At 35.8% G+C, this 10,053-nt stretch carries 14 protein-coding genes; 4 read left to right on the top strand and 10 right to left on the bottom strand.

The window, feature by feature from the left end; all coding sequences use genetic code 11:
* The first annotated feature begins 55 nt into the window (after positions 1 to 55).
* Positions 56 to 529 carry an N-acetyltransferase gene (locus ACFWDE_RS24255; protein WP_377895214.1) on the top strand — a complete coding sequence of 158 codons (474 nt, stop codon included), beginning with the start codon at positions 56 to 58 and terminating at the stop codon, positions 527 to 529.
* 32 nt (positions 530 to 561) lie between these two features.
* On the opposite strand, the gene ACFWDE_RS24250 is transcribed toward ACFWDE_RS24255, so the two are convergent.
* From ACFWDE_RS24250 to ACFWDE_RS24240, 3 genes are all read right to left on the bottom strand, one after another.
* The gene (locus tag ACFWDE_RS24250) at positions 562 to 1,068 is read right to left on the bottom strand and encodes an RsfA family transcriptional regulator (RefSeq protein ID WP_002146023.1); all 507 of its coding nucleotides are present in this window, start codon (positions 1,066 to 1,068) and stop codon (positions 562 to 564) included.
* A gap of 130 nt (positions 1,069 to 1,198) precedes the next feature.
* Positions 1,199 to 1,372 (bottom strand): 50S ribosomal protein L32, encoded by a 174-nt coding sequence (gene rpmF / locus ACFWDE_RS24245; RefSeq protein ID WP_001984764.1) that lies wholly within the window; start codon positions 1,370 to 1,372, stop codon positions 1,199 to 1,201.
* Positions 1,373 to 1,433: 61 nt separating this feature from the next.
* On the bottom strand, positions 1,434 to 1,934 hold the full coding sequence (locus tag ACFWDE_RS24240; protein ID WP_002111456.1) for a YceD family protein: 501 nt from the start codon (positions 1,932 to 1,934) through the stop codon (positions 1,434 to 1,436).
* 153 nt (positions 1,935 to 2,087) lie between these two features.
* Here ACFWDE_RS24240 and ACFWDE_RS24235 point away from each other — a divergent pair, with 153 nt between their 5' ends.
* Complete coding sequence (locus ACFWDE_RS24235; protein WP_377895213.1) at positions 2,088 to 3,329, top strand: nucleotidyltransferase; 1,242 nt, start codon at positions 2,088 to 2,090, stop codon at positions 3,327 to 3,329.
* Between the two features lie 25 nt (positions 3,330 to 3,354).
* Here ACFWDE_RS24235 and ACFWDE_RS24230 read toward each other — a convergent pair whose 3' ends face one another.
* Positions 3,355 to 4,380, bottom strand: a complete 1,026-nt coding sequence (locus ACFWDE_RS24230) for a SepM family pheromone-processing serine protease (protein WP_377895209.1) — start codon at positions 4,378 to 4,380, stop codon at positions 3,355 to 3,357.
* Complete coding sequence (locus tag ACFWDE_RS24225; RefSeq protein ID WP_002088284.1) at positions 4,373 to 5,164, bottom strand: patatin-like phospholipase family protein; 792 nt, start codon at positions 5,162 to 5,164, stop codon at positions 4,373 to 4,375. Before ACFWDE_RS24225 ends, ACFWDE_RS24230 begins: the two co-directional genes overlap by 8 nt.
* A gap of 112 nt (positions 5,165 to 5,276) precedes the next feature.
* Here ACFWDE_RS24225 and ylbJ point away from each other — a divergent pair, with 112 nt between their 5' ends.
* Positions 5,277 to 6,506 carry a sporulation integral membrane protein YlbJ gene (gene ylbJ / locus ACFWDE_RS24220; RefSeq protein WP_377895208.1) on the top strand — a complete coding sequence of 410 codons (1,230 nt, stop codon included), beginning with the start codon at positions 5,277 to 5,279 and terminating at the stop codon, positions 6,504 to 6,506.
* Here the strand turns inward: ylbJ and coaD are convergent.
* Both coaD and rsmD read right to left on the bottom strand, forming a co-directional pair.
* Positions 6,498 to 6,989 carry a pantetheine-phosphate adenylyltransferase gene (gene coaD / locus ACFWDE_RS24215; protein WP_000200601.1) on the bottom strand — a complete coding sequence of 164 codons (492 nt, stop codon included), beginning with the start codon at positions 6,987 to 6,989 and terminating at the stop codon, positions 6,498 to 6,500. The two genes, ylbJ and coaD, sit on opposite strands and share 9 nt — an antisense overlap.
* A complete protein-coding gene (gene rsmD / locus ACFWDE_RS24210) occupies positions 6,986 to 7,552 on the bottom strand; it encodes a 16S rRNA (guanine(966)-N(2))-methyltransferase RsmD (protein ID WP_377895207.1) in 567 nt (188 codons plus the stop codon). The genes coaD and rsmD overlap by 4 nt, the downstream gene beginning before the upstream one ends.
* Positions 7,553 to 8,067: 515 nt before the next feature.
* Here rsmD and ACFWDE_RS24205 point away from each other — a divergent pair.
* Positions 8,068 to 8,457, top strand: a complete 390-nt coding sequence (locus ACFWDE_RS24205) for a DUF7147 family protein (protein WP_002111466.1) — start codon at positions 8,068 to 8,070, stop codon at positions 8,455 to 8,457.
* 53 nt (positions 8,458 to 8,510) lie between these two features.
* Here the strand turns inward: ACFWDE_RS24205 and ACFWDE_RS24200 are convergent, their stop codons facing one another.
* From ACFWDE_RS24200 to ACFWDE_RS24190, 3 genes are all read right to left on the bottom strand, one after another.
* A complete protein-coding gene (locus ACFWDE_RS24200) occupies positions 8,511 to 8,777 on the bottom strand; it encodes a YlbG family protein (protein ID WP_002088292.1) in 267 nt (88 codons plus the stop codon).
* A gap of 126 nt (positions 8,778 to 8,903) precedes the next feature.
* Positions 8,904 to 9,356 carry a YlbF/YmcA family competence regulator gene (locus ACFWDE_RS24195; protein ID WP_070144653.1) on the bottom strand — a complete coding sequence of 151 codons (453 nt, stop codon included), beginning with the start codon at positions 9,354 to 9,356 and terminating at the stop codon, positions 8,904 to 8,906.
* Positions 9,357 to 9,472: 116 nt separating this feature from the next.
* Positions 9,473 to 10,045 carry a histidine phosphatase family protein gene (locus ACFWDE_RS24190; RefSeq protein ID WP_377895205.1) on the bottom strand — a complete coding sequence of 191 codons (573 nt, stop codon included), beginning with the start codon at positions 10,043 to 10,045 and terminating at the stop codon, positions 9,473 to 9,475.
* Positions 10,046 to 10,053: the final 8 nt, after the last annotated feature.

Below are 10,053 nucleotides of genomic sequence, written 5' to 3'. Positions count from 1 at the left end.
TTATAAATATTTTAACTTTTCTGCATTCAACAAGATAAGAAAAGGATGTGATGTAATGGGATTCCCAAAAGTTGAACGCTTGCTCATCAATTATAAAACATTAGATGAATTTAAAAAATTTAAAGGGTGCGGAGCTCAAGAACTATCCATGTTGGAAGAATTACAAGCAAACATTATTGAAAATGATAGTGAGTCTCCATTTTACGGTATTTATTATGGAGGATCGCTAATCGCACGTATGAGTCTATACATGAAAAGGAACGGTGGAGAACCATTTGAAATTACAGGTACTTACCTAGAACTTTATAAACTTGAAGTGTTGCCGACTTTTCAAAAACAAGGATTCGGACAAATGCTTGTTAATTATGCGCAACAACTACAATTCCCAATTAAAACGATAGCACGTATCCAGTCATCTGGTTTTTGGGATAAATTAAGTTTCCAGCCAGTATCAGTAACTGATGGTGATTTTTATATTTGGCATCCAGAAACAAATTCGAATGCGATTACAAACGAAGAATCTGCATAAGAAACAAAAAAACAGCTGTTACGCAGCTGTTTTTATTTCTTTAATTTTTCTAATTCTCCATTCGAGCGAGCACCATTTCTTTCTGCTACCATTACACTTCTTTTTTGATCGATATAATCAAGTAATGTTCTATATTCTTCCTCATATACTGATAATCGCTCCAGAAGACGTTCTTTCTCTGTTTGTAACGATTCAATTTGTTGTTGCAACACCATTAAAGAGCTTTCATCTTTATAATTTCGCAAGAATTCAATAACATCATTCAACGTAATAGACTTTGGCTCTAATACCGTTGTCTCTTTCACTTCGTAATTTTCTACCTTACGAAGTTGCTTCGCTTCTTCAATACGTTCTTTATACTGCTTTCTAACGTAAGAATTCCACCTAAATCCACAAGCTGCAGGTGTACGAGACAAATGCCTCCCCACTTCTTTAAAAGCGGAAAGTTGCGTTCCACCTTCACGAATATGCCGGAGTACTACTTCTGCCAGAAGCAAATCTTCATCATCAGTCCAAGCATCTTGTCTTGTTGTCGCCATCTCTCTAGTCCTCCCTATGCATTTTTTATTAAGCATATGCAGTTACTAGAAAAGATAGAATACAACAAATAAAGAATAAGACAAAAAAAAATAAACGTAGAAGATATCTTCTACGTTTATTTTTCCGCAATTACTTGCTGATTACTTCTTTACCTTTGTAAGTACCGCATGCTTTACATACACGGTGAGCTAATTTCGCTTCACCACAGCTTGGGCACTCTACCATACCAGGTACTGATAATTTGAAATGCGTACGACGCTTTCTTTTTACTGTTTTAGAAGTTCTTCTAAAAGGTACAGCCATTCTTCCCACCTCCTTAAAAGAAATAGTTATTTTCATATGAAGGCCTAAACCAGTCTTCCGATTATTTGTCAAAAAACTTTGCAAGTCCTGCTAATCTTGGATCAACAGTCTTTTCTTTGTTTTCTTCCGAAATCACTTGCCAGTCTTGACCTTGCATCGGTGCTCCACCAGAAACATCATCACTGAAAATTTGCATTGGAATCTCCAAAAGTATATTTTCCTTGATTACGGGCAGTAAGTCAAGTACTTCTCCTTCTAAACAATGAATTTCAGCTTCTGTTTCAAATTCTTCTTCTGAAGTTTGGAACACCTCAGTTGTTTTAATGTCAAATGGTAATGTCACATCTACTAAAGAGCGAGAACATGGTAAAACCATGCTTCCAGTTATATGTAGATGAAACGTAAACTTACCGGAGCCAAAATCAACTCTTCCTGTTACTTGAACAGGATTAATTTCACGAATATCTTTCTCGACCTCTTTTAGCTCACTTACATCTACCATTTCATTCAATGTCAATCCTTTATTTCTCAATTTGTTCAATTGATGGATGGACCATTTCATATCATATCACCTCAAGGCAACAAACAAAATTATAGCTAGCCATTTTATATTTGTCAATGTTTTTTCTTTACACTATAATGAAGTCATCATAGGAAATAATATATAGATTATCACGTTTTCCAAAAAGATGCTACATCGAAAGGAGAGATTACCATAAAATCCAGTGGTATTGTTGTTGAATATAACCCTTTTCATAACGGTCATGCTTATCATGTGCAACAAACAAAAAAGTTAACACAGTCTGATATTATTATCGCCGTTATGAGTGGTCCTTTTTTGCAGCGTGGTGAGCCCGCACTCATCTCCAAATGGTATCGTACTAAAATGGCCTTAACAAACGGCGTAGACCTTGTTGTAGAGCTTCCTTATGCATTCGCAACCCAAAAGGCCGAGACTTTCGCAAATGGCGCAATTTCGATTTTAAACGCCCTTGGTGTTTCTGACATTTGTTTCGGCAGTGAAGATGGACAAACTGAAAATTTCTACACTACCATCGCTATACAAAAAAATGAAGAAGAGACTTTTAATCGTCTTGTGAAGCAATTTATGAATGCAGGTAATAGTTATGCAAAAGCTACATCTGAAGCCTTTTCACACATCTTACCACCCGAAAAAAACGTAGATATGTCACAACCAAATAACATTTTAGGCTTACAGTACATTAAAGCAATTCTCTTACAAAATAGTTCCATGCAAGCGCAAACTATAAAAAGATTCGCCTCTCATTATCATGATGAAACATTTCATGATCAACATATTGCAAGTGCAACAAGTATTCGCAAACAGCTATTTAATGAAAACAGTTCCTCTACAACTATTGAGCCTTTTATCCCAAAAATAACTGCTTCTCTTTTAGAAAACTACAAGCAAAACTACGGGACGTTACATAACTGGGAAAAATACTTTTCATTTTTTAAATACAAACTTATGACGATGTCTTCAGAGGACTTACAACATATATATGAAATGGAAGAAGGTTTAGAGCATCGTATTTTATCAAAAATACAAAACAGTTCATCTTTCTATTCATTCATGGAAGCATTAAAAACAAAACGTTATACATGGACTAGATTACAAAGAGCTTGTACACATATTTTAACAAATACAACGAAGGAAGAAATACATAAAGCAAATATAGAGCAACATGCGCCGTATATCCGTCTTCTCGGAATGTCACAAAAGGGACAAACTTATCTTTCTAAAAATAAGAAAAAAATAGAACTCCCAATCCTTACTCATACAAAAACATTCGAACATCCGACTTTAGATATAGAACGAAAATCAAATGCTGTATATTTCTCCATAATGCAAGAACCTTTGCGGACACAACTGCTAAAACAAGACGCAACGCATCATCCAATTCGTTATGATGAAATAACGAAAAAATTCCTATAAAAAAACCTCTCTTCTTCAGAGAGGTTCACTTTGTTTTACCCATTTTTTCCAAATACGTTAATGCATCATCCAGTGTGTCCACCGGTACAATTTTCATCTTTGTTTTAATATCTTTCGCAGCTTCAAGAGCATCTTTATAATTCGATTTCTCTACACCTTTTTCATTTGGTGCAAAAAACACTTCAGCTCCTGCATCACTAGCAGCTACTACTTTTTGCTGAATACCACCAATTGGACCAATTTCTCCTTTATCATTGATTGTACCTGTTCCAGCTATTTCATGTCCGTTTGTTAAATCGTCTTCAACGAGCTGATTATAAATTTCTAGTGTAAACATTAACCCTGCTGACGGGCCTCCTATTTCATGGGAATCAATTTTCACTTTCGGATCTACTACTAACTCTCTTTCCGTCACGATAGAGACCCCTATACCGACGCGTCCATTCCCATTAGGGATTGTCTTTACATTTAAATTTTCTTTAAACTGTTTTCCGCCCCGCTTGTATTCAATATTTACTGTATCCCCTTCTTTTTTCCCTGTCATATACTCAATAAATTGTTCCGTCTTGTCGAATGTTTTTCCATCGACAGCTACTATAACATCTCCAAGCTTAAGCTTTCCTTCTGACGGCATACCCTTTGCTACACCAGCCACTAGTACACCTTTATTTTCAAAAGAAACAGAGCGATTTGCACGTTTATATGCATTATAAATTGCAGCATTTTGTGAATCTTTCATCGCATACTCTTGACGAAATTGATATTCTTCATCACTCTCACCTTTTTGCAATATTTCTTCCGCCTTCGAAACGTGTGTATATTTATTAAATTGCGCGGCTATTAAGTTCACAACATTTGCAGGTCCCATTGAGACAGTGACAAGCATAAAATCACCAGACTCTTTAGTACCACCGTCAACTTGCACGTACGGCGCTAATTTCGCGGCCATACCTGGTTTTGTCACAAAGTATGGCAAACGCACATAAACAAGTAGCATCGCCAATATAACCCCTATTAAAATTGCATATATAAACCGAAAACGCTTAAACATTATGTTTCTCCTTCCACTGCTCAATTAGTAAATAAATGTTTGAAATGTGTTTTTCTGCTTCCACTTCTCCGACCCGAATGATATCTTCAATATGTGTAAAAGCACGCGAACTAAATTGTTCTACTGCTGGCCGCATCATTAAATCTGATGCTATTTGCCGATTCATCACAAGTTCATGTTGCATGATTTCAATACTTTGCATAATCACATCATAAATCGATGTAACCTCTCCATTCACCTTAATTGGAGATACATCAACAGCAATAACAATATCAGCCCCTAAATCTTTTACAACCGATACGGGAATACGGTCAATTACCCCTCCATCCACTAATAAGCGGCCATCTATTTTCTCTGGAACAAACACCCCTGGCACAGATATACTAGCTCGAACCGCCTCCGCAATCGGCCCGCTTGTAAAAACAACTTTTTCCCCCTTCAAAATGTCAGTAGCCACAACAGCCGTCGGGATATCTAACTCTTCTAAATTTTTATTATATGTAAACATTTTAATCATATCTTTGATCCTTTTTCCAGCAATAAATCCCATTTTAGGAACTGTAAAATCCAAATAATATTTCCTTTTAAAAACAGCTGCCAATTTATACAGCCTTTCAACGTTACAACTTGCTGCATAGAATGTACCAATTAACGCTCCTATACTGCTACCTGCTATCATATGAATAGGGATACCAGCTTCCCTTAATACTTTTATTACCCCTATGTGAGCAAAACCTTTTGCACCTCCGGATCCAAGCGCTAAACCGATTTTTGGTTCCTTCATTTTTCTCACCCTTTAATTTTTTTCATTCCTTTTTCATACTTATGGTCTAAATTCACCACATATCCACGTATACTGAAATGAACGTTTTTGGGACAAAGGGGGATTTTCTTACATGTACGAAAAATGGAAAACTGCTTTTCTTACCATATCAATGTTATTTTTAACCTTTTCTCTTGTACTTCATCCCCAAGCTGCTTTGCAAGCTTCAATTCGCGGGTTAAATATATGGTGGGAAGTTGTATTCCCTTCACTACTACCGTTTTTCATCATTGCGGAACTTCTAATCAGTATTGGTATTGTAAAATTTATCGGTGTTATATTAGAACCACTAATGCGTCCACTGTTTCGTGTTCCAGGGGTAGGTGGGTTTGTTTGGACAATGGGAATGGCTTCAGGATTCCCCGCTGGCGCCAAATTAAGCGCTAGACTACGCAAGAGCAATCAACTAACACAAATCGAAGCGGAACGACTCGTATCTTTCACAAATTCTTCTAATCCACTTTTTATTTTCGGAGCGGTTTCTATTGGTTTTTTCAATAATCCGAAATTAGGGCTCGTATTAGCAGCAGCACATTATATAAGTAACTTTATCGTCGGATTACTTATGCGCTTTTATGGTAATAACGATACTTACATAAAAGACAAACATACGAATCAAAAGCGTGCCTTTCAAAACCCTTTTTCTATCCTCCACCAAACACGTATGCAAGAAAAAAGACCGATTGGAAAACTACTCGGTGACGCTATCGTTTCTTCTATTCAAACATTGCTCATGATTGGTGGGTTTATTATTTTATTCTCTGTTTTAAATAAAATGATTACTGTTTTCGAAATTACAAAAGCGCTTTCTTTTATTATGCAACATATTTTATCATTCTTCCAACTTACATCCCAATTTAGTATTCCGATATTATCCGGTATTTTTGAAATGACGCTTGGAAGCCAAATGATTAGTCAAACTAATGAATCAACACTTCTTCAACAAGCGATGGTAACAAGCTTCATTTTAGCATTTAGCGGCCTTTCTATTCAGGCACAAGTAGCAAGCATATTAGCGGAGACAGATATCCGCTTTAAACCATATTTTTCAGCTCGAATTATCCAAAGTATTCTCGCTCCTATTTTCACTTTTATATTTTGGGGACCATTTTATGAAAAAGTTCATTCTTTCTCGCCTACGCAAGAAGATCTTCCCGTAGTTTTATTGAATCATTCTTACACACTAACTGATATTTGGACATCATTTATACACTACGGACCAATCTTCACCTTATTTTGTTTATATTTATATGTTATCTTATTGTTTTTACGCATTTATAAAGAAAAACCCCGTTCACTTTAACGGGGTTTGAAACTTTTCTTTTAAAGCACGCTCTACAATCGGAGGAACAAGGTCTACTACACTTCCCCCATATCTCGCAACTTCTTTCACAATACTTGAACTTAAAAATGAATATTGATTATTTGTCATAATGAAGAAGGTTTCGATATTTTCGTCTAATTTTCGATTCATTGAAGTAATTTGCATCTCATATTCAAAATCAGAAACCGCTCGCAAACCACGTAATATTGCATTTGCATTACGCATTTTTGCATATTCCACCAATAATCCACTATGTGAATCAACTTTCACATTCGGAATATCCTTTGTCGCCTCTCGAATTAACTCTAGGCGTTCTTCTACCGAAAAGAATGGTTTTTTTGATGAATTGTTTAAAACAACTACATATACTTCATCAAATACTTTTGCTCCCCTTTTAATAATATCCAAATGTCCAAGGGTAATTGGATCAAAACTCCCTGAAGAAATAGCTATACTTGTCATTCTGTCCCCTCACCTTCATACTTATAAATCGAAATTGCTGTAATCCCGTAGTTTTCTACCCGTACTTTTACAAGTTCTCCTATTGAATCAGGTAAAACCACGTCATCCCCATGCTCTGCCATAATGATGCCATCTTTATTTAACAATCCATGTTGATCGATCACACTAATTAAAGACACAATTTTTTGACCTTTATATGGAGGGTCTATTAGTATAAGATCGAATGATATTTCACGCTTTATAAGCGCCTTTACCGCACGTTCCGCATCATTTCGATACACTTCAGCTTGTTCTTGTATTCTACAGCTTTCTAAATTTTGATGAATGACTTTTATCGCTTTACTATCTCGGTCAACAAAAATCGCTTTATCAATCCCTCTACTTATGGCCTCAATTCCAAGACCACCACTACCACCAAATAAGTCAAGAGCGATACCACCATCATAATAAGGACCTATCATATTAAAAATAGATTCTTTCACTTTATCTGTCGTTGGACGTGTTGTATTACCAGGTACCGCTTTAAGTGGGTGCCCTTTACATTTTCCTGAAACTACTCTCATCTGTTGTCACTACCTTTATTTCAATCTATCGAGCGATTACAGTAAATCCATCTCAAGTCAGTAACCGCTACCAAACCATACAATTCTTCACTAATTCGTTACTTAACCTATAGAGAACGTTAGTTAAAATAACCGTTCGCTATTTCTTGCATATTCATCTCACTATTTGCGAACAAAAACCCTTTATGTACATCAGTTCCACTTTACCTTTTTTATCCTATCATAAAATAAAAAAAAGAAAAATAAAAAGCCTAACATAAATTTTGATTTCATTATGTATATCTTCATTTAGATTGGACATAAATAAATATAACAACATCATCTTCGATGTTGTTGCCAACCGCGGAGAAGACTTACGTTTCCCCATAAGTTCTTCCTCCGGTTTCTCCTCTCCCTTTTCCTTCTTACTAGTACATACTAGTATTAGAAGGGCCCTGCTTTGCAGGGTTTTTTTATTTGTCTACTTTTCATTTAAAAAGTGAGGTGGTACAGTAAAAGAAAGAGGAGGAAAAAATATGATTCAACGCTTTATAGAACTCGGAGAAGGCTACTCTGACTTATATGAATTACTTGAAATTGCCAAAACAAACCAAGAACGTGTAACACATATGTTACAATTCGAAACTGTAAAAAACGAAAAAAAAATGTGTTCACTTGTTGTAATACTAAAACCGACAACTACTGGTGATTTCCAACCATTATACATATGTCGTGAAGGCATTCCTTTACTTGAAAATAAAAAAAGTAAACGTGTCGTTTTATTTGAAGAAATGGCGGAACAAATAGGGAAAAAAGTTACTCCCTTTACTGTAAAACCATCAACAACTTTCCCTGAAAAAGAACTATTTTTTAATCATCTAATTGGTATTTTACGAATGAACAATTTCATTCCTCCAATGAAATAACACGTTATTTCAAATAAAAAAATCCCTGCTAAATTTAGCAGGGATTTTTTCACTTAGCTATAATCGTATTCTTTTGCCCGATCAGGACGCGAATTTTCGAATTCTGTTTTTAAAAATGGGCGATACGACTGTTCTACTTTTTTCACAAAAGGAAGTTTATTCAATTTTTGCATCATATGCTCAATTTGTTCCATATCACAATATACAACGGCATATTTCAAACGTTTTGATATGTAATGAATGTTACCATATTTCCTTAAAATCTTGGCATGTTTCAATGAATGTAAATAAACAATCATACTTTGTCGTTGCCCGAACATAATCTTCTCCATCTTCTCCTTTTAAAAACTTATATTCTTATATTTTATGAAAACCAATCAAAATTTATGACATTAAAGGACAAACTCTGTATACGTTTTCTTCTATATTCTAAAAAACAGGGTAAATTACCCCGTTTTTTTACAACCACAACCGCCTCCGGTACCACAACCACCGCCACAGCCACCCGCATCAAAAAACGGATTTCCTGTTGGAACTTTAACGGAAGGAGACACCTCAGAACCAATTGCTACACTAACTTCATCTAATAACTTTTGTAAAGCAGTTTCTGCTCTTTTAAAGGCTGCAACCTTATCATGCATATCTACAGAACGCTTTAATTCCCTCATTTTCGTCGAAACGAAAGTATAATCAGGATGATATTTACCAAAACGTTGCACTTCTTCGTATCGCTCTTTCATCGCTGTAAATTGCTGAATTAGCGTCTGGACTTCTATATCTTCTTGTAAATCCTTATAATACTTACGATAATCTTCTGCTATATCTGAACAGATAATCGCTTTTGCAAGCTGCTCTGCCTTATCTAAAATCAATACGCTTTCCAGCGTCGCTACAATCATGAGAGACACCTCCGAGTATTCATCATAACACATTTGGAACAGAACTACTAATTGAAGTGTCTCACCTAAAAGAAAGATATGATTCTAACTACTTTTCATACAATCCCCTTGAACTCTTATACACTAATATGCTCCGCAATATTATATTTAAGAACATCCCATTTCCCGCTATTCTCTTTCACGTAGCTAATACATGCGTTTTTTAACGGCGTTTTAAATGTAATTTCATCTGGTGCAATTGCGTGTAAAATAGCTTTTATTGCATGTGAATGCGCAACAATGATAATACGTTTATCTCCATGTGCTACTGCAACCTCTTGTAAAGCCGTAAAACAGCGCTCTACAATTTCTTCATCCTGCTCCATTCCTTCTACATTACCTTCTGCAATTAACTCTCTAACGGCCGCAACTGGTTTCCCAGAAGCTTCCCCAAAATTACGTTCCATAAATCGCTCATCTAATAAAATAGATGGTAATCCAATAGCCCCAGCAATTTCCTTAGCTGTTTCTTGCGCTCTAATTAACGGACTACTTATAATTATATCCCACGATTCCGCTTGCAAGGCAGCTGCACTTTGACTCGCTTGCTTCTTCCCAACCTCGTTAAGTGGAATATCTTCGCGCCCTTGAATAATCTCTTGAAAGTTCCAATCAGTTTGTCCATGTCGTACTAAACAAATTTCCGTCATGCTACAAC

The sequence above is a fragment of the Bacillus sp. NPDC060175 genome (assembly GCF_042728695.1).
GTDB lineage: Bacteria > Bacillota > Bacilli > Bacillales > Bacillaceae_G > Bacillus_A.
The sequence above is the reverse complement of the archived record's forward strand: the minus strand, read 5'-3'. Positions and strand labels throughout refer to the sequence as shown.

Excerpts from the sequence above, each read along its gene's own strand:
- ACFWDE_RS24255 (WP_377895214.1), top strand. The coding sequence starts at position 56 with ATGGGATTCCCAAAAGTTGAACGCTTGCTCATCAATTATAAAACATTA.
- ACFWDE_RS24250 (WP_002146023.1), bottom strand. The coding sequence starts at position 1,068 with ATGGCGACAACAAGACAAGATGCTTGGACTGATGATGAAGATTTGCTT.
- rpmF (WP_001984764.1), bottom strand. The coding sequence starts at position 1,372 with ATGGCTGTACCTTTTAGAAGAACTTCTAAAACAGTAAAAAGAAAGCGT.
- ACFWDE_RS24240 (WP_002111456.1), bottom strand. The coding sequence starts at position 1,934 with ATGAAATGGTCCATCCATCAATTGAACAAATTGAGAAATAAAGGATTG.
- ACFWDE_RS24230 (WP_377895209.1), bottom strand. The coding sequence starts at position 4,380 with ATGTTTAAGCGTTTTCGGTTTATATATGCAATTTTAATAGGGGTTATA.
- ACFWDE_RS24225 (WP_002088284.1), bottom strand. The coding sequence starts at position 5,164 with ATGAAGGAACCAAAAATCGGTTTAGCGCTTGGATCCGGAGGTGCAAAA.
- ylbJ (WP_377895208.1), top strand. The coding sequence starts at position 5,277 with ATGTACGAAAAATGGAAAACTGCTTTTCTTACCATATCAATGTTATTT.
- coaD (WP_000200601.1), bottom strand. The coding sequence starts at position 6,989 with ATGACAAGTATAGCTATTTCTTCAGGGAGTTTTGATCCAATTACCCTT.
- rsmD (WP_377895207.1), bottom strand. The coding sequence starts at position 7,552 with ATGAGAGTAGTTTCAGGAAAATGTAAAGGGCACCCACTTAAAGCGGTA.
- ACFWDE_RS24205 (WP_002111466.1), top strand. The coding sequence starts at position 8,068 with ATGATTCAACGCTTTATAGAACTCGGAGAAGGCTACTCTGACTTATAT.
- ACFWDE_RS24200 (WP_002088292.1), bottom strand. The coding sequence starts at position 8,777 with ATGTTCGGGCAACGACAAAGTATGATTGTTTATTTACATTCATTGAAA.
- ACFWDE_RS24195 (WP_070144653.1), bottom strand. The coding sequence starts at position 9,356 with ATGATTGTAGCGACGCTGGAAAGCGTATTGATTTTAGATAAGGCAGAG.
- ACFWDE_RS24190 (WP_377895205.1), bottom strand. The coding sequence starts at position 10,045 with ATGACGGAAATTTGTTTAGTACGACATGGACAAACTGATTGGAACTTT.